This window comes from Cryobacterium sp. Sr8, from assembly GCF_004403225.1.
Lineage (GTDB): Bacteria > Actinomycetota > Actinomycetes > Actinomycetales > Microbacteriaceae > Cryobacterium > Cryobacterium psychrotolerans.
The window spans coordinates 122,965-139,570 of sequence record NZ_SOHO01000070.1 but is presented as its reverse complement, the minus strand read 5'-3'; the positions used below and the strand labels follow the sequence as shown (position 1 = coordinate 139,570).

Below are 16,606 nucleotides of genomic sequence, written 5' to 3'. Positions count from 1 at the left end.
GTCGCTGCGAATCGCTGCGGAACGGTCAGTGGCCGGACTGGATCGTGCGGAGCCGGAGGAGCACCTGGTCGCGGAGATCCTCTGGCGCGGTTTCCGTGCAGGCGCGCTGCACGGCCTCGGTGAGCGTCTTGCCCACCAGGTGCTCGTAGCTGCAGTCATCGCAGGCGGCGAGATGGTCGCGAATATCTGTCGCGTCTTCCCCGCAGAGTTCGTTGTGCAGGTATTCCTCGAGTTCGGCCTTGGCCTTCTCGCATCCACAGTCGGTCATTTGATGCTCCCGGATTCCTTCCGGCTCCCTGTCACGGTTTGCTGCGCGGCCTGGCCGGCGTCGAGACCCTGCTCGATCGCATAGCCGGTCAGGAGCTCACGGAGAAGTCGCCTGCCACGGTGCAGGCGACTCATGACGGTGCCAATCGGTGTTTTCATGATGTCGGCGATCTCCTGGTAGGAGAACCCCTCGACGTCGGCGAAGTAGACGGCCAGCCGGAAATCCTCCGGGATGGACTGCAACGCGTCTTTGACGGCGCTGTCCGGCAGGTGGTCGATGGCCTCGGCCTCGGCCGACCTGCTCGACATTGCGGTCGTCGATTCCGCGCCGCCGAGCTGCCAGTCCTCGAGTTCGTCGATGGTTCCCTGGTAGGGCTCGCGCTGCTTCTTGCGGTAGGTATTGATGAAGGTATTGGTCAGGATGCGGTACAGCCAGGCCTTGAGGTTGGTGCCCTGCTCGAATTGCTTGAAGGCCGCGAACGCCTTCACGAACGTTTCCTGGACCAGGTCCTGTGCGTCGGACGGGTTGCGGGTCATCCGCATCGCCGCCGCGTAAAGCTGGTCGATGAACGGCAGGGCCTGCTCTTCGAAAAGGTCCCGCTTCTCAGCACCGGCTGTCGCATCTGTTGTCATCACCGGCAATCCTAAGCCGTGGACCTCTGGGTTGACCGGTCGGGTCGTCACCGGCCGGGTCATCAGCGCTGCGCCTGCCACTCGGACCTCCCTCGACTTCGTACCGACTATTCTGATAACCGATGCTGATCTCGAGATATTCCAAGCCGGAGTTCGATCCGTACGGCGACACCGCGCCGGCGGACGCTGAAGGCGCGTGGCCCGCCCCCACCGCGACCGGTCCGCTCGCCGCCACGCTGTCGCTTCCGGGCTCGAAATCGCTCACCAACCGCGAGCTGGTGTTGTCCGCGCTGGCCGATTCGCCCTCTCTCCTGCGCTCTCCGCTGCACTCCCGCGACAGCGACCTGATGGTCGCAGCGCTCCGCCAGCTGGGCACCACGATCGAGTCCGTCGACGGCGGCGGGGACTACGGAACCGACCTCAGGGTGACCCCGGGCGAGCTGCTCGGCTCGACCACGATCGACTGCGGCCTGGCCGGCACCGTGATGCGGTTCCTCCCGCCGGTCGCCGCCCTCGCGCTCGGCCCGACGACATTCGACGGCGACGCCGGCGCCCGGCGCCGGCCGATGGCGACCACGATCACCTCGCTGCGTGCCCTCGGCGCCGACATCAACGATGACGGCCGCCTCGCGCTGCCCTTCACCGTGCACGGCACGGGCAGCCTCGCCGGCGGGGAGATCACCATCGACGCGTCGACCTCGAGCCAGTTCGTCTCCGGGCTGCTCCTGGCCGCGCCGCGCTTCGAGCACGGGCTGCACCTTCGCCACTCCGGCGAGCGCCTGCCGAGCCTGCCGCACATCGAGATGACGATCGCGACCCTCGCCGGTCGCGGCGTGCGCGTCGAGAGCCCGGCCGTGGGCGAATGGGTCGTCCGCCCCGGGCCGATCGGGGGCGCCGACGCCGACATCGAACCCGACCTGTCCAACGCCGCCCCGTTCCTCTGCGCCGCGCTGGTGGCCGGCGGCAGCGTGACCATCACCGGCTGGCCGGCGCAGACCACCCAGGTCGGCGCGCACCTGGCCGAGCTTCTGCCGCTGTTCGGGGCGACCGTCAGCCGCGACGGCGACCGCCTCACCGTCACGGCCGGCGAGGGCATCCACGGCGTAGACCTCGACCTGTCGACCGGCGGTGAGCTCGTCCCGGCCCTCGTCGCCCTGGCCGCGCTCGCAGATTCGCCGAGCACGTTCATCGGGATCGGCCACATCCGCCACCACGAGACGGACCGCCTCGCCGCCCTCGCCGCCGAGATCAACGGCCTCGGCGGCGCCGCCACGGAACTCGAGGACGGACTGCGCGTCGACCCGCGGCCGCTGCACGGGGGCCCGTGGAAGAGCTACGAGGACCACCGGATGGCCACCGCCGGCGCCATCATCGGCCTCGCCGTGCCCGGCGTCGAAATCGAGAACATCGGCACGACCGCCAAGACGCTCCCCCAGTTCCCCGAGCTGTGGCACGGCCTCCTCGCCGGGGCAGCGCACTAGATGACCACCTGGTGGTCGACCCCCGAGGACGACGAACCGGAGTTCGACGAATCCAGCGTGCGCGTGCGCCCGAACCGCAAGGGGAACAAGCCCCGCACCAAGACACGGCCGGGCCACGAGGATGCCCTGACGGGGCGCATCCTCTCGGTCGACCGCGGCCGGTACACCGTCATGCTCGATGAGAACCTGCCCACCGAGCGCCGGGTGACCGCGGCCCGGGCGAGCGAGCTGCGCAAACACGCCGTCGTCACCGGCGACCGGGTCGACATCGTCGGCGACACGACCGGCGCCGAGGGCAGCCTGGCCCGGATCGTGCGGATCGTGCCGCGCACGACCCTGCTGCGCCGCAGCGCCGACGACACGGACGCGGTGGAGCGCGTGATCGTCGCCAACGCCGACCAGATGCTCATCGTGGTGGCGGCGGCCAACCCGGAACCCCGGATCCGCCTGGTCGACCGGTACCTCGTGGCCGCCTACGACGCCGGCGTCTCGCCCATCCTCTGCATCACCAAAACCGACCTGGCCGACCCCGCCGTGTTCCTCAGCAACTTCGCCGGCCTCGACCTGCCCGTCTTCCAGAGCCGCGACGACGCGATGCCGCTCGAAGCGATCTCCGAGGCCCTGGTCGGGCACGACACGGTCTTTGTGGGGCACTCCGGCGTCGGCAAGTCCACCCTGGTCAATGCGCTGGTGCCCGACGCGAAACGCGCCGTCGGCGTCGTCAACCTGGTGACCGGCCGAGGCCGGCACACGTCGTCGTCGACGATCTCGCTCCGGCTGGAAACGGACGCCGGGCGGGGCTGGGTCATCGACACCCCCGGCGTGCGCTCGTTCGGCCTCGGGCACATCAACACCGACAACATCCTCAAGGCGTTCACCGACCTCGCCACCGTGGCGGAGAAATGCCCGAGGGGCTGCACGCACCTGCCGGACTCCCCCGATTGCGCGATCATCGAGACGGTCGAGGCCGGCAAACTCGGCGACACCGGCAAGGCGCGACTTGACTCGCTGCAGCGCCTGCTCGCCACGTTCGCCGCCGCCCCCTCCCACTGACCGGGGTCGGGCGGGGCGGGGAGCCGCTAGCGTGAGGGGATGACCGATTCCACGCGCCTCTCCGCGGGCGACACCGCCCCGCAGTTCACCCTGACCGACCAGGACGGCAAAGCCGTCTCGCTCGCCGACTACGCCGGGCGCAAGGTCGTCGTCTACTTCTACCCGGCCGCCATGACGCCGGGCTGCACCACCCAGGCCTGCGACTTCCGCGACAACCTCGGCTCGCTCGCGGCGGCCGGCTACCAGGTGCTGGGCCTGTCGAAGGATGCCCCGGCCAGGCTCAAGACCTTCCAGGAGCACGACGCCGTGAACTTCCCGCTGCTGAGCGATGAGAGCCTCGACGTGCACAAGGCCTACGGCGCCTGGGGAGAGAAGAACCTGTACGGCAAGACCGTCACGGGCGTGCTCCGGTCGACGTTCGTGATCGACGAGTCGGGCCTGATCCAGCTGGCGCTCTACAACGTGAAGGCGACCGGCCACGTCGCCGGCCTGCGGAAGAAGCTCGGCCTGGACGCCTAGACCGCCGCGACGGCGCATCCGCTCGGCCGGGCTAGACGGGCCTCGTCGCCGCCAGCACGCGCGGGGTGAAGAGCAGCACGATCACGGCGATCGAGGGCAGCAGCAGCGCCCAGCCGAGGTCAGGGCGGGCATAGAGGCCCTGGAAGCAGCCGATGGCGACGAAGACCTGCAACAGCTGCCAGGTGAGGGCTGCGCCGCGGATCCACGGCCGCCCCCGCAGCGCGCCCCGGGCGATCGCGCTCACCCAGAGCGCAGCGATCAGGACGAGCACGAGGATGGCGACGGCGCTGGCCGCGGACGCCGGCGTCTCCGTGAGCAGCTCGAACACGAGCCATCCGGCGGCCACCCAGAGAAGCAGCGCTTCGGCCGCCAGGAGGGCCGTGAGGGCCAGCAGGGAGGGCGGTCGCCGGGTCCCCGAAGGCTCGCTCGCGCCCTCCCGGCTCTGATCTGCGTGCTCGTTCACAGGACTATCCCATACAAAACTATTGATTTGACTCCACCATTATGCGACCATATTTGAGGCCCGGTTGACGCTCACAGGGCGGTGAGCCGATCTCTATGCGTAGATCCGTACTTTTCCTGCGATCGGGCCCTGCATCTTCGGCCGATCTGGCCAGGCATCCCCATCTGCAATAAAGGAGCACCCCTATGGACTGGCGCGACAAAGCTGCCTGCCTCACCGCCGACCCGGAACTTTTCTTCCCCGTTGGCAACACTGGCCCCGCCGTGGACCAGATCGAGAAGGCGAAGGCCGTCTGCGGCCGTTGCACCGTCACCGAGGTGTGCCTCCAGTACGCACTGGAGACCGGTCAGGACTCCGGAGTCTGGGGTGGCCTCAGCGAAGACGAGCGCCGCGCCCTCAAGCGCCGCGCCGCTCGCGCCCGCCGCGCTTCCTAAGCGCCGCGCTTCGGCACAGAAAGCCGGGACCGCTCCTCAGGAGCGGTCCTGGCTTTCTTTCATGAAGCGCAGCGGAATCTCGATCGTCACTTCGGTTCCGCTGCCCATCATGGTGTGCCAGTCGATGGTGCCGCTGAGTTCCCCCTGGATCAGGGTGCGCACAATCTGCGTTCCCAGCCCGGAGCCGACCTTGCCCTCCGGCATTCCGGCGCCATTGTCGCGCACGGTCACGGTGAGGGTCTCCTCGCTCCGCTCCGCCTGGATGGACACCTCACCCTCGCGCCCGGCGAGGCCGTGCTCGACCGCGTTCGTGACCAGTTCGGTCAGGGCCAGGGCCAGCGGTGTCGCGTAGGCACTCGGCAGGGTGCCGAAACTCCCGGATGATTTCGGATGCGCCGTCGTGTTGTGCGCGGAGGCGACCTCCGCGATGAGCAGCAGCACCCGGTCGAACACCGCGTCGAAGTCGACGATCTGGTTCAGCCCTTCCGACAGGGTGTCGTGCACGACGGCGATGGCCGCAACGCGGCGCATCGCCTGGTTGAGCGCCTCGCGGGCCGTGTCCGAGTGGGTCCGGCGGGCCTGGATGCGCAGCAGGGAAGCCACCGTCTGCAGGTTGTTCTTCACCCGGTGGTGGATCTCCCGGATGGTGGCATCCTTCGTGATCAGCTCGCGCTCCTGGTGCCGCAGCTCCGTCACGTCTCGGCAGAGAACCATGGCGCCGATCCGCTCTCCGCGGTTGCGGATCGGTATGGCGCGAAGCGAGACCGTGACCCCGCGCGCCTCGACGTCGGTGCGCCACGGCGCCCGCCCGGTCACAACCAGCGGCAGCGACTCGTCGACGACGGCCGTTCCCGTGAGCAGGCGGGCCGTCACTTCGGCGAGGGACTCGCCTTCCAGCTCGTCGTCGAAGCCCATCCGGTTGAAGGCGGACAGTGCGTTGGGGCTGGCGAAGGTGGTCATCCCGTCCACGTCGAGCCTGATCAGCCCGTCCGAGGCACGCGGGGCCCCGCGGCGCGGGCCCGTCGGCGCACCGAGGTCGGGGAAGTCCCCGGAGGCGATCATGGCGAAGAGGTCGTTGGCACAGTCGTTGAAGGTGAGCTCCTGGCGGCTGGGGCTGCGCGCCTCGCTCAGGTTGGTGTGCCGGGTGAGCACGGCGATCGGCGTGTCGGTGACCTGGGAACCGGTCGAGCTGAGCCGCCGCATGACCGGGATGGCCCGGACCCGGGTGGGGGTCTCCTCGTACCAGTCGGGGGCCGTGGTGTCGATGATCCTGGCCGTCTCGAACGCCTCCGTCACCTGTTTGCGCCACTCCCCCTTGATCTCCTGGCCGACGAAGTCGCGGTAGAACAGGGTCGCGGCGCTCGACGGCCGCTGGTGGGCGACCGCCACGAAGCTGCCGGTCGTCGTGGGCACCCAGGCGACCAGGTCGGCGAAGGCGAGGTCGGCGAGGAGCTGGCCGTCAGCGACGAGCATGTGGAGCCAGTCCACATCCTCCGCGCTGCTGCGGCCCTGGGCAAGTACGAGATCACTGAGCGTCGACACCGTCATAGCCTACGGCCGACGACGCGCTCGGCCGGAATCATAGGCGGCAGGGGCGGAATCCGCCATGATGTGCACTATGAACGCATCGGAATCGGTCCGACCCGACCGCACCCTCCTGATCATCCTGTCCGTCATCGGCGTCCTGGTGATTGTCGCCCTGGCGGTCGTGTTCTCGCGCGGCGAACCCAGGCTCCTCGACGAGTCGACTCCGGCGGGTGTCGTGCAGCGGTATTCCGCGGCGGTCATCGCCGGCGATGAGTCCGCTGCCGTCGAGTACCTCACCCCCGAGGCGCGGGAGGCGTGCGAGAGGTTCGAGAACGCATCCACCGACAACGTCAGGGTCACCCTGGTCTCGACGACCGAACGGGAGGACTCGGCCGACGTGAAGGTCTCCCTCGTCACCTCCTATGAGGGCGGAGGCCCGTTCGACTCCTCGGAGTTCGAGACCGAGGAGGTCTTCGACCTCGTGAAGTCTGACGGAAAATGGCTGATCGACCAGACCCCGTGGTCACTCACCGTCTGCACGAACACGGCGGTGAAGTGATGAGCGACGCAGCCACACCCCAGGCCCCGACCGCGGGCGGCGCCCAGCGCACCGTGCGTCGCCTGATCGTCTACGTGCTGCTGTTCGCCCTGGTGGCGATCGGCGCCACCGGCCTGAGCGGCCTGCTCTCGCGACTCCTCGAGGCGGGAACGGCGCTGGCGTCCGACGACGTCGCCGGCCTGGCGCGCTCGCTGGCCTTCACCCTGATCGGCGGACCGCTCGCGGCGCTCCTCTGGTGGGCGGTCTGGCGGAGGCTCGCCGACCCGGCCGAGCGGTCTTCCCTCGCGTGGGGCCTGTATCTGGCCGGCATGTACACGGTGGCCCTCATGCTTTCCGCCTCCGCCCTGCTGGGGGCTGCGCTGCAACTCATCGACGGCACCTGGCAGCCCTCCGACTTCTCCACCGGCCTGGTCTGGGCCGGCGTCTGGGCCTGGCACCGGTGGATGTGGCGACACGCGGCCAAGCGACCGGTGCGCCTGGCCACCCTGCCGATCGTCCTCGGGGCCCTCTACGGCCTGGTGATCGGAGTCGGCGGCGCCGTGAACGCCCTCGGCTCACTCCTCGACACCGCCATCCGCGCATCCGACCAGGCGTCGGTGGGCGAACCCTGGTGGGAGTCCCCGCTGCAGGCTCTGCTCTGGGCCGTTGTGGGCGCGGCGATCTGGTGGTGGCACTGGATCCACGACGATGCCCGCCGGTTGAAGACCGGGTTCGCCAACGTGGCGCTCGTCGTCATCGGAATCCTCGGTGCGGGCGTCCTGACCCTCGGCGGGATCGGCGCGACCCTGTTCGTTCTTCTGCGACTGGCCTTCGACCGCGCCGACCCGATCGGCGACCTCCTGGACCCGCTGGGCGAGGCGATCGCCTCGGCGGCCATCGGCGCACTGGTCTGGTACTACCACGCGCTCATCTCCCGGGGCCGTCCGCACGACACTCGGCAGGCCGGCACCCTGGTCACCTCCGGGGTCGGCCTGGTGGCCGCAGCCACCGGCATCGGCATCATCGTGAACTCCCTCCTGGCGACCCTGAGCAGCCCGCTCGCGGGCGCGGACACCCGCACGCTGCTGCTCGGCGGCATCAGCGCCCTGGTGGTCGGCGGCCCGGTCTGGTGGCTGGTGTGGAAGCCCGCCGCCCCGGTCGCGGAGGCCGAGATGGCCTCCACCGGCCGCCGGGTGTACCTCATCGCGGTCTTCGGCCTCAGCGCGATAGTGGCGCTGGTCGCCCTGCTGGTGGTCGGCAACGGGATCTTCGAGTTCGCCCTCGAATCGGCGTCGGCCGGGAGCCTGGTCGAGAAAATCCGCGCCCCGCTCGGGCTGCTCGTTGCGACCGCTCTGGTCTCCGCCTACCACTTCAGTGTCTGGCGGCGTGACCGTGCGGTCGTCGGAGCCCTGGCCCCGGCCGCCCGTGAACGACGCATCTCCCGCGTCTTCCTGGTCACCGGAGCGGACCCAGAGCCGCAGTCTCAGGCCATCGAGGCTGCCACCGGCGCCTCGGTGACCGTGTGGCCCCGCGCGGACACCGGCGAAGGGCCGGTCCCCGCGCCCGACGCCGCGCAGCTCGCCGCTGCCTTGGCCGGCGTGGCCGGCAAGCGCGTGCTGGTGGTCACCGGACCGGGCAACCGCATCGACGTGATTCCCCTGGCCGACTGAGCCGTCCGCCCGGGCGTGTGTCAGCCGGGGATCAGCTTCCGCCACCGGAACCCGGCGCGGGGTTCCGGGACGGGCAGCAGCTCCGTGCACACGAAACGACGGATGCTCGCCCGAGCCGGTGACTTCGGCGCGGCATCGCGGAGCGTGCGCCCGGTCAGCACGGCCGCATCCACCCCCTGTTGGTCGTGCGGCACGAGGATCGGCGACTCGATGCCGCCGAAGCGCAGAAGCGCCTGGGTGACCTGGCCGGCGGGGTCCAGCCCGACCGCGCTCGCGCGCACCCGGTTCATCACCACGCTCACCCGGTCGGTCGTGAGCAGGTCCGCCAGTTCGACCCAGGCGCGCAGGAACCTGGCCATCCCGACCGGGTCGGCGAGGCCGCAGGCCACAACCCGGTCGGCTGACCGGAGCGCCGTCAGCGTCGCGGCGTTGCGCCTGGGAGCGAACAGGTCGCTGGAGATTTCCTCGTCGCTCTCCAGGTTGAAGCCGGTGTCGAGCACGACGTAGTCCACCCACTGGCGCAGCGCGTCGATCGTGCGAGACACACGCTCGGAAGACAGTTCGGGCCAGCGGGAGGGCCGTCCGATGCCGGTGAGCACCCAGAACGCGCCCTGCGGCGAGTTGTACCGTTGCGCGATCCGCTCGAGCTCGGACTGGGTGAGGCTGTCCGTCCCGGCCAGCCGGCATCCGGCAGCGAACCCGGGGGCCTCGTCGAGCATGCCCAGGCTCGGCGCGACCGACCCGCTGTAGGTGTCGACGTCGGCCAGCACGACGGTGTGCCCGGCGGCCGCGATCTCGGCGGCGATATTGATCGCCAGGGTCGTGCGCCCCGGCGCCCCGGCGGGACCCCAGACGGCGATGACCGAGCCTGCACTCAGGGCGCCGCCGGCGCCCGCCCGGCCGCCGATCCGCAACGGCACGACGATCCCGGCGACGAGCAGGGTCTCGACCTCGCTCCAGTCCGCTCCCGCATCCACCACCTCGTAGAGGCCGAGCGAGGCCGCGTGGCGCCGGTCGAGGTCGGATGCCGCGAGCGCGATCAACCGGATGCCGCGCCCGTCGCACGCCGCGATCAGCTCAGCGGTGAGCGTCGCCCGGCCGGCACCGACCACCACGGCCTCCGGCGGGCGCACGTCCAGCGCGACCAGGAGGTCCCGTGCGGTGCCGACCCGGGCGACGATGGAGTGCCCGTACTCCACGATGTCGGCCAGGAGCCGGTCTTCGGTGTCCCGGTCGAGGGCGAGCGCGAGCGTGGCCACGGCTACTCCCCCAGCGCCGTGTTGACCGGCACGATGGCGACCGCGTCTCCGTTGGCGACGGACTCGAGCACGGCGGCGATCTTCGATTTGGGCACGAGGATCTCCACCGACATCCCGCCGTCGGAGGCCATGAAGCCGACCGGTTCGATGAGTCGCACAATCGCCGCCTGCCCGACGAGCACGGCCGGGGGGCCGAAGACGCCGCGGTCGGTCTGCCGGGATGACCAGACATCCACGACCGATCCCGGCCCGATCGCAGCGGCCGGCTTGCCGCTGAGCTCGACGACGATGTTCGTCACCGACTGCCCGGCCCTCGTGCCCACGGCGGAGGCGGGTACCAGTTCGCCTGCGGCGATGGTGCGCGTGACAATCATCCCGTCGGGCGGCAGTCCGCCCGGCGTGACGTACAGGTCGCCGGCGGAGCCGAGCCTGACCTGGGTCGTCAGCAGGTCGGATCCGTCGATGTGGTCGCCGACCGCCAGCGCGACCCTGGCCGTGTAGACGGCGGTGGTGCGGTCCGCATTCGTGACGATCGCGGACACACCCCCGACGGAGGCCGCCACGAGCGCCACGCCGATCGCGAACCGCGGATCGAATCTGAATCGGCGCCGGGAACCAGGCGCCCGGGTGCCTCGGGTGGGGGTGTCCTGTGTTTTCGCCGCCGTGCGTGCCATCCGCCCACCTCGCTGCCCGTGAAAGCCCTGACCCACTATCGTCGTCCCCCGGCGGCCCGGGCGCGGAAGTTATCCACAGCCGCAGCCCGGCAGCCCCCGCGCCGGGGCCGAGGACGGATAATCGACGCATGACGGATTCCGTGTCCTCCAACTCCGTAGGCCGATTCCTGACCCTCGCCGACACGGCCGAGATCCTCAACATCCCGGCCGCCGAGGCGCTCGAACTCGTTCGCGGCGGTGAGCTTCCCGCCATCAAAATCGGCGCCCGCGGCGCCTGGCGGATCGAGCGGATCGTACTCGAGTCCTATATCGAAGCGCGCTACGAGGAAGCCCGGCGGATGTCGCTCTGGCAGCAGTCCGACTTCGCGAACATCCCCGAAATCTCCGGAAGCACGATCATCCGCCCGGAGACCTGAGACAAGACGCGCCCAGCGCCCGCCTGCCCAGCACCCGCCGAGCTGACGCACGCGCACGGCACTCCCAATTGACGTGCGGAGTAACTGACTTGCGGAGAAACAACCTTCGTTGCGAAATTGAAGGGACTTTGTCCGCAAGTCAACTTGTGAGACGCCCCTGCGGCGGCGGGAAACACGAGGCTCCGGGACCCGTCCGCCGTCAGCCATCAGTCCAGCTGCACCAGCTGGATCTGGGCGAGCGGGACGATTCGGTAGTGCTGAACCTCATTGGCGCGTCGTAGGGTTCCGGCCTCGTGCACGGCAACATCGATGTGGTCGCGGCCGACCCGGTCGATCGTGCCGGTGATCAGGCCGGCCGGGGTGTGGAGCAGGAGACTCTTCCGGCGCCGGCAGAGGTCGCGCAGCACGAAGGGCAGCCCGATACGGTCGACGACCCTGGCCGCCGATTCGGACTCGGCGGCGAGGGAGACGGCCACCTGGTCGTGGTGCAGGATCACGCCCGCTATCGCCGCGAGGGGAAGGACGCACTGGGCTCCGAAACGGCCGCCGTTCCGGTGGTCGGCGGCGCTGCGGTCGGCGTCCCGGTCGTCGGCGGCGCTGTGGCCGTCGGCTCGGCGGCCGCCGTTTCGGTGGTCGGCGGCGCTGCGGTCGGCGGACAAGTGGTCGGCGGAGAGGAGGTCGGCGGCCAGCCAGTCCCGGCCGAAGGTGGTCGGTCGGATGGTGATCGTCTCACCGGTTACCAGCGCAACCCTCAGGATTCCCGCCCCCACCGGGGCCGGCGCCCTGGTCAGGCTGACGAGCCGACTGCGCAGGGACAGCCGACCGAGGCGCAGCCGTTCCTCCTCCGCGCGGAGGTCGATTTCTTCGGCCTGGAGTTCATGCTCGAGCTGCCCCTCGAGGTCGTCGAACAGGTTGTCCCACCGCACACCCCGAAACTAGTCGGCCCAGCCGGGGTTCGCTCGTGTTATCCACAGGCCCTATAAGCGCTAGACAGGGCCGCCCGTCCCCTGATTGAGTCTCTGCCACGGGCCCCCCCCCCCCCCGAACAGGGGCGGCCCCGTGATCCACCCGAACGCCAAGCACCCGTCGACGCGCCATCGGAATCACGCACATCGGAGGAGCCATGAGCACCCCTCTCACCCCCGAAGAAGACTCGAGCGCCGAAGAGGAACGCAGCGGGTTCCAGTCGGAAGACTTCTTCGGGCACCAGCCCAGTCCGCGCAACCAGCTCCCCGATCCGGAACCGCTTGTGATCAACCTCACGCGCTGTGTCATCGAGGTGCTCGCCGGCGCCCGGGAACTCGACCAGCTCGCGCGCTGGGTCACCGACGACGTCTACCGGCACCTGCTCAACCAGAAACACAAGTCGGGTATATGTCGCTGATGACGACCTGCACTAATGAGGTTAGGTCCGCGAGACCTCAGCTCAACGACGGGATGGCCTCGACAACTGCCGCATCGATTCGGGCCTGAAGCCCCGAAGAGGCGAGCGCATCGCGAACGAGCTTTCTTGCGCGGGTGGACTCGGCACCGTCGAGATTGATGTCGCAAGCGACGACCTGCGCTTCCTCATGCAATGCAGACAGTGCTCGATGAGCATTGTCGCCGTCGTCAAACATCGGAATGTTCAACCTCCAGGGAAGCGTGTGGAAGTCGCGCGGCCCGTACAAGCCCAATCCTTGAAGTCGTCCAACTTTTGTCGCGAAAGGCTCCGAGTTCAGAATCGTCACGAGATACCCCGCCTCTGCTCGGGAATCCGTCGCGATCCAGTAAAGCCGGTTGTTGATCAGCGTGGCCGGGTCGTCAAGGACTGCCGCAACGAGGCGTGTTCCGGACGTTGTGTAGACGACTCGGTGCGTGGGTACAGGCAATTGCTTCTGGAATGTCTGCTGGTAATTCAGGCGCTCCATCAAGGACAACTTGCTCTTTCCCTTATTGGCATCCCAGACCTGAGCAAGAGCGTCCCAGCGCTGCCGCAGGAGCGGATAACTCGCCATCTGCGATTCAGTGAGAAGTGTGTTGCCGTCCACCGGAAATATCGCAATGCTCGGGTCGAGCGCCCTGAATGCAACAATTGTCGACCCCGAATGGACCTTTTTGACGAAGGTCTTTTCAATAGGCCCGCTATGTGAGGGAAGGGACTTCCAGGGGACCTTTTCCTGCGTCGACCTCGCGCTCACCACTTCAGTCGTGCCATGCGGTCGTCCGATGGCGGTGGGCGGCAGCTCCTTCGCGAAGAACATGAAGTGAGGAACGACTGTCGGCCCTTGGAGCGCGCGCTTGCCGTAAGGCGACACGAATCCGGTGGTCTGCGACAACGCTTCAGTCGAGCCCTCACTTTCGATCAACGCGTTCACCCGGCCCGACAAGTTGATCGTCTCGGCGGGCAAAGCGCTTGCTTGATGAGATCGACGGCCGAAGAGAACGGCAGCATGAGCAGGGAATATATTCGGTCTCACCCCCTTCAAGTCCCAGGACGTGTGGAACTGAACGTTGACGTTCTGTGAGACGTTATCGACTCCATCGCTGAGCTCCTGCGCCCAACGGCCCTTTCGAAACCCCTCGAACTGCATGCGCGACAGGACCGCAAGCGGGCTTACGAAGGCGAATGTGCCGTCCGGTTGCAGGAACTGTTCCACCGTACGAGCGATGAAAAGGGATACCAGGTCCTGAGTGGGCGTGAGCTGGCCTCCGTGCCACTGGTTGCGAGTTATAGCCAGGGCCTTGTATTGAGCCTGCATCGATGCCGTCATGAACCGGTACGCAACCCATGGCGGGTTCCCGATCAGCACGTCGACTCGTCGCTCGGGCGACGAAAACCACAGCGGGCGGATCTGATTCCGAACGAAGTAGCCCCAGATATGGTCTCGCTCGCGGGCGTTCAGGCTGCAGAGAATCGCGAAAGTCTCGGTGAGTGTGTCGCGCTGCCTTGCGTCAGCGATCCCATGCGTATCAAGTACCGCTGCGATACTCGGCACTTCGGCTGCCGAGTCAGTGTATTTCTGAGCTATCTCGGCCAAGTCATTGATAAGGCGGTCGAAGTGACCGGGATTGTCTATCGAGTCAATGGGAAAGGTCAGCTTCTCGCCGGAGTCCCAGAGTGCTGCGTGGGACTCCGAATTGACGGTGGCAAGGTCGGGCGAATCGACTTCTATTGCTATGTTTCCCGACGCGAGCGTGTCGGCGACGCGGCCCCACTGCATGGAGTCCCCCAGGTAAACGGGAATAGTCAGCGTTTCGCGATCTGCCAGCCTTTCCCGGCCTATTGCGAGAAGGTAGGTCACCCTTGCCAGTACGGCAGAAACTGGGTGAATGTCCATGCCAAACACTCGGTCCTGAAGCCGGTTCAGCGCTTCCCGGTTCTCCACGCCGGACTCATCAGCCGCGACGAGAAATCGCCTGATGGCGTGGAAGAGGAACGTCCCCGAGCCGCACGCCGGGTCCATTACTTTCTGGTTCAGGGGATCGGTGATGACCTCGTCAATCATGCGCTTCGCGAGCCAGTCGGGGGTGTAGTACTCGCCGAGGTTCTTGCGGACACGCTTGTCGATCACAGCTTCGTATAGAACTTTCAGAACATCGTGCGAAACCTCGTCCCAGTCAAACTGGGCCAGCTCCCTCACTAATGAATGGACGAAGTCGATACCCTCGTCGGTTTCTGCTGGCCAATCAAAGAAGTCCGACTCGACGACGTTGAAAATGCCTGCGAGTCGAAAAGTGTCCCCGGCGACAATCTCGCGGGCGGTCAACGACGAGGGATCAATCCCGACAACTAGGTGGGCAATGATTTCGGCTTCAAGCACAAGGAGTGTGTGGTCTATGAAGAGATCAGGGTCGTCCCCGAAGTTCGTTCCGAGTGCAGTGCGTAAGAGCCGGGCCCAGAGGTGTCGTTTGAGTTCGACGTCCGGGCTCGACGCCTGTGCCGAATAGATTTCGCCTAGGCGGGCACGGTCAAGTTTGAAACGAGGTGAGGCGGTGCCGAGCCGTTCCTCAATAAGGTGAGGCGTCGGCTTGATCTTGTCGCCGGTCAGGAGAATCGTTTCGAGCCAGAGGCGCAATCGCTCAGGCGCTTCTTGGTCTCCGTCGACATCAACGGCATGTGTGTCGAGCTGCACGGGGCCATCTGGTGCCTGCGTGTAAAGAATCCAGAGGACTCCGTCAGTCAACACACCGGCATAGTCGTGCCCGTCCCTTTCGCGGAGAGTGGCCATGTAATCACCGAGCTGCTTCTCCGCTGCAACAACAACGGCCGGAGAGGTGAGACTTCGTTTCACCTCGATAACAAGCCGCCCGTACCCGATGTCGATCCGCCTGCGTGTTCCGTCCTGAGTCTGTTCCTCGAGCCGAACCACGTGGCTTTCACTGAGCCCAAGTGGGGCAATCGTGAGAAACGCCGCGATCCCCATGTGAATGTCAGCTTCCGTCCGAGTGTTCGTGCGACGGGCGAACGACTGCATGTGCGCGACAAGAGGGAGCGGGGTCATTTCCTCAGCATATGGTGAGGCGCGAGGCATCGTTGTACCGCACAGCCCAGCCCTCCGAAGAGGTATAGGCAGCGCAATCTATCGCGACCGCAGCGGGCGGCAGACTCCGCGCCTTATGGTCTCGCTCGGGCGACCCCACAGCGCGAGTGCCGAATTAGTGGACGTCCTCTTCCTCGTTGCCAGCTACCTCGTCCGCGTCGGACTCTGGCGCGCTGAGCTGGGCAGTCCTGGCAGCGTCGTCGGCCATCTTCTGTGCTTTGGTGCGGCGTACCGGCTGCCCGTTGGCGATCTTCGCAGCGCGGCGTGCTTCCTGGCCACGGGTGCCGGGTAGCTCGGTTGCGAGTCCAGCTTCCGCGGCTCTGGCAACCACGAGCGCCCAGGTTGCTGCCGACCAGCGCTCGACGGAGTGAATCTCGTTGGCTTTGACGCCCGATTCCTTGAGTTGCGCTTTGACCTCGCGCATACTGTCCTTCACCATCTGGACGAGTTGGGGATGCTTAGCAGCCTCGATGCGGCTGAGGTTGGTCTGAATGTGCTTCGTAGATGCGGGCATTGCTTTTTCTCCTTTGGGCTGGGGCTAGTTACGCGGTGGCAGTGACAGATTCGAGGTAGCGGTACACCGTGGCCCGGGAGCACCCGAGCGTTGCGGCGATCTCGGTTGGTCCGTGGCCTGAAGCCCGAAGCGTGCGGGCTTGTGCAATTTGGGTGTTGGTGAGGGCGCGTGGGCGCCCGGTCTGCTTGCCACGGAGCTTGGCTGCTTCCCTGGCTGCGGTCGCTCTCTCCGCGATAAGGGCGCGCTCGTACTGGGCGAGGCTGGCGAAAATGCCAGCGATCATCGCGCCCATCGATGTAGAGAAGTCGACGCCCTCTCGGAGACTGCGAAGGACAATCCCTCGTGCCTGAAGTTCCTCGATGGTTTGAATGACGTGGCTCATGGATCGACCGAGCCTGTCGAGCGCGATGACGGTGATCACGTCACCCTCGCGAGCGTGGTCGAGGAGTGCTTGGAGCCCGGGGCGGTCGGTCTTCGCACCGCTCATCACGTCGGAGAAGATGCGCTCTGCCCCGTCTGCGCGAAGGGCGTCGGTCTGCTGGTCGATTGTTTGCTGCGCGGTCGAGACTCTGGCGTAGCCGAGTATTTGTGGGTTGCTCATGTCTAATTTTAGACCAGTGATTGCCGAGCGTCTA

18 protein-coding genes are annotated in these 16,606 nt (G+C 67.3%); 8 read left to right on the top strand and 10 right to left on the bottom strand.

Features of this window, described 5'->3' with window-relative positions; all coding sequences use genetic code 11:
* Window positions 1–25 precede the first annotated feature (25 nt).
* Both E3T54_RS15120 and E3T54_RS15115 read right to left on the bottom strand, forming a co-directional pair.
* The gene (locus E3T54_RS15120; protein WP_134476400.1) at window positions 26–268 is read right to left on the bottom strand and encodes a zf-HC2 domain-containing protein; all 243 of its coding nucleotides are present in this window, start codon (window positions 266–268) and stop codon (window positions 26–28) included.
* Window positions 265–900 carry a sigma-70 family RNA polymerase sigma factor gene (locus E3T54_RS15115; protein ID WP_241977271.1) on the bottom strand — a complete coding sequence of 212 codons (636 nt, stop codon included), beginning with the start codon at window positions 898–900 and terminating at the stop codon, window positions 265–267. Before E3T54_RS15115 ends, E3T54_RS15120 begins: the two co-directional genes overlap by 4 nt.
* A gap of 122 nt (window positions 901–1,022) precedes the next feature.
* On the opposite strand from E3T54_RS15115, the gene aroA reads away from it, so the two are divergent.
* The 3 genes from aroA to bcp are packed head-to-tail and all read left to right on the top strand — an operon-like array spanning window position 1,023 to window position 3,953.
* Window positions 1,023–2,381 carry a 3-phosphoshikimate 1-carboxyvinyltransferase gene (aroA, locus tag E3T54_RS15110; protein ID WP_134476399.1) on the top strand — a complete coding sequence of 453 codons (1,359 nt, stop codon included), beginning with the start codon at window positions 1,023–1,025 and terminating at the stop codon, window positions 2,379–2,381.
* Window positions 2,382–3,434: a ribosome small subunit-dependent GTPase A gene (gene rsgA, locus E3T54_RS15105; RefSeq protein ID WP_092323047.1), complete on the top strand. Its 1,053-nt coding sequence runs from the start codon at window positions 2,382–2,384 to the stop codon at window positions 3,432–3,434.
* Window positions 3,435–3,473: 39 nt separating this feature from the next.
* On the top strand, window positions 3,474–3,953 hold the full coding sequence (bcp, locus tag E3T54_RS15100; protein WP_134476398.1) for a thioredoxin-dependent thiol peroxidase: 480 nt from the start codon (window positions 3,474–3,476) through the stop codon (window positions 3,951–3,953).
* A gap of 31 nt (window positions 3,954–3,984) precedes the next feature.
* On the opposite strand, the gene E3T54_RS15095 is transcribed toward bcp, so the two are convergent.
* A complete protein-coding gene (locus E3T54_RS15095) occupies window positions 3,985–4,416 on the bottom strand; it encodes a hypothetical protein (RefSeq protein WP_134476397.1) in 432 nt (143 codons plus the stop codon).
* Window positions 4,417–4,601: 185 nt separating this feature from the next.
* Here E3T54_RS15095 and E3T54_RS15090 point away from each other — a divergent pair, with 185 nt between their 5' ends.
* Entirely contained in the window at window positions 4,602–4,850 is a 249-nt protein-coding gene (locus E3T54_RS15090; RefSeq protein WP_092323051.1) for a WhiB family transcriptional regulator, read from the top strand.
* Window positions 4,851–4,886: 36 nt separating this feature from the next.
* On the opposite strand, the gene E3T54_RS15085 is transcribed toward E3T54_RS15090, so the two are convergent.
* The gene (locus E3T54_RS15085; protein WP_092323053.1) at window positions 4,887–6,392 is read right to left on the bottom strand and encodes a sensor histidine kinase; all 1,506 of its coding nucleotides are present in this window, start codon (window positions 6,390–6,392) and stop codon (window positions 4,887–4,889) included.
* A 76-nt stretch (window positions 6,393–6,468) separates the two neighbouring features.
* Between E3T54_RS15085 and E3T54_RS15080 the strand changes: the two genes are divergently transcribed.
* Window positions 6,469–6,936, top strand: coding sequence for a hypothetical protein (locus E3T54_RS15080; protein ID WP_092323054.1), 468 nt, complete (start codon window positions 6,469–6,471; stop codon window positions 6,934–6,936).
* Complete coding sequence (locus E3T54_RS15075; protein WP_241977253.1) at window positions 6,876–8,585, top strand: DUF5671 domain-containing protein; 1,710 nt, start codon at window positions 6,876–6,878, stop codon at window positions 8,583–8,585. The genes E3T54_RS15080 and E3T54_RS15075 overlap by 61 nt, the downstream gene beginning before the upstream one ends.
* 20 nt (window positions 8,586–8,605) lie before the next feature.
* On the opposite strand, the gene E3T54_RS15070 is transcribed toward E3T54_RS15075, so the two are convergent.
* A complete protein-coding gene (locus tag E3T54_RS15070) occupies window positions 8,606–9,844 on the bottom strand; it encodes a regulator (RefSeq protein ID WP_134476395.1) in 1,239 nt (412 codons plus the stop codon).
* A gap of 2 nt (window positions 9,845–9,846) precedes the next feature.
* Window positions 9,847–10,518: a hypothetical protein gene (locus tag E3T54_RS15065; RefSeq protein ID WP_092323058.1), complete on the bottom strand. Its 672-nt coding sequence runs from the start codon at window positions 10,516–10,518 to the stop codon at window positions 9,847–9,849.
* 128 nt (window positions 10,519–10,646) lie between these two features.
* On the opposite strand from E3T54_RS15065, the gene E3T54_RS15060 reads away from it, so the two are divergent.
* A complete protein-coding gene (locus E3T54_RS15060; RefSeq protein WP_092323060.1) occupies window positions 10,647–10,934 on the top strand; it encodes a helix-turn-helix domain-containing protein in 288 nt (95 codons plus the stop codon).
* A gap of 206 nt (window positions 10,935–11,140) precedes the next feature.
* On the opposite strand, the gene E3T54_RS16910 is transcribed toward E3T54_RS15060, so the two are convergent.
* Window positions 11,141–11,860 carry a hypothetical protein gene (locus tag E3T54_RS16910; protein WP_166804940.1) on the bottom strand — a complete coding sequence of 240 codons (720 nt, stop codon included), beginning with the start codon at window positions 11,858–11,860 and terminating at the stop codon, window positions 11,141–11,143.
* Window positions 11,861–12,057: 197 nt separating this feature from the next.
* Between E3T54_RS16910 and E3T54_RS17130 the strand changes: the two genes are divergently transcribed.
* Window positions 12,058–12,318, top strand: a complete 261-nt coding sequence (locus E3T54_RS17130; protein WP_198414502.1) for an Rv3235 family protein — start codon at window positions 12,058–12,060, stop codon at window positions 12,316–12,318.
* Window positions 12,319–12,355: 37 nt separating this feature from the next.
* On the opposite strand, the gene E3T54_RS15040 is transcribed toward E3T54_RS17130, so the two are convergent.
* The 3 genes from E3T54_RS15040 to E3T54_RS15030 all read right to left on the bottom strand — a co-directional run bounded on the left by E3T54_RS15040 (window position 12,356) and on the right by E3T54_RS15030 (window position 16,572).
* Window positions 12,356–15,418: an N-6 DNA methylase gene (locus E3T54_RS15040; RefSeq protein ID WP_166804939.1), complete on the bottom strand. Its 3,063-nt coding sequence runs from the start codon at window positions 15,416–15,418 to the stop codon at window positions 12,356–12,358.
* A gap of 154 nt (window positions 15,419–15,572) precedes the next feature.
* Complete coding sequence (locus tag E3T54_RS15035) at window positions 15,573–15,971, bottom strand: hypothetical protein (protein WP_134476392.1); 399 nt, start codon at window positions 15,969–15,971, stop codon at window positions 15,573–15,575.
* Window positions 15,972–15,999: 28 nt separating this feature from the next.
* On the bottom strand, window positions 16,000–16,572 hold the full coding sequence (locus tag E3T54_RS15030; RefSeq protein WP_134476391.1) for a recombinase family protein: 573 nt from the start codon (window positions 16,570–16,572) through the stop codon (window positions 16,000–16,002).
* Window positions 16,573–16,606 lie beyond the last annotated feature (34 nt).

What these genes read in the sequence shown, in the direction of transcription:
- E3T54_RS15035 (WP_134476392.1), bottom strand. Translation starts at nt 15,971, where the DNA reads ATGCCCGCATCTACGAAGCACATTCAGACCAACCTCAGCCGCATCGAG.
- E3T54_RS15065 (WP_092323058.1), bottom strand. Translation starts at nt 10,518, where the DNA reads ATGGCACGCACGGCGGCGAAAACACAGGACACCCCCACCCGAGGCACC.
- aroA (WP_134476399.1), top strand. Translation starts at nt 1,023, where the DNA reads ATGCTGATCTCGAGATATTCCAAGCCGGAGTTCGATCCGTACGGCGAC.
- rsgA (WP_092323047.1), top strand. Translation starts at nt 2,382, where the DNA reads ATGACCACCTGGTGGTCGACCCCCGAGGACGACGAACCGGAGTTCGAC.
- bcp (WP_134476398.1), top strand. Translation starts at nt 3,474, where the DNA reads ATGACCGATTCCACGCGCCTCTCCGCGGGCGACACCGCCCCGCAGTTC.
- E3T54_RS15090 (WP_092323051.1), top strand. Translation starts at nt 4,602, where the DNA reads ATGGACTGGCGCGACAAAGCTGCCTGCCTCACCGCCGACCCGGAACTT.
- E3T54_RS15030 (WP_134476391.1), bottom strand. Translation starts at nt 16,572, where the DNA reads ATGAGCAACCCACAAATACTCGGCTACGCCAGAGTCTCGACCGCGCAG.
- E3T54_RS15060 (WP_092323060.1), top strand. Translation starts at nt 10,647, where the DNA reads ATGACGGATTCCGTGTCCTCCAACTCCGTAGGCCGATTCCTGACCCTC.
- E3T54_RS15040 (WP_166804939.1), bottom strand. Translation starts at nt 15,418, where the DNA reads ATGACCCCGCTCCCTCTTGTCGCGCACATGCAGTCGTTCGCCCGTCGC.
- E3T54_RS15115 (WP_241977271.1), bottom strand. Translation starts at nt 900, where the DNA reads ATGACAACAGATGCGACAGCCGGTGCTGAGAAGCGGGACCTTTTCGAA.
- E3T54_RS15075 (WP_241977253.1), top strand. Translation starts at nt 6,876, where the DNA reads ATGGCTGATCGACCAGACCCCGTGGTCACTCACCGTCTGCACGAACAC.
- E3T54_RS15080 (WP_092323054.1), top strand. Translation starts at nt 6,469, where the DNA reads ATGAACGCATCGGAATCGGTCCGACCCGACCGCACCCTCCTGATCATC.
- E3T54_RS15120 (WP_134476400.1), bottom strand. Translation starts at nt 268, where the DNA reads ATGACCGACTGTGGATGCGAGAAGGCCAAGGCCGAACTCGAGGAATAC.
- E3T54_RS17130 (WP_198414502.1), top strand. Translation starts at nt 12,058, where the DNA reads ATGAGCACCCCTCTCACCCCCGAAGAAGACTCGAGCGCCGAAGAGGAA.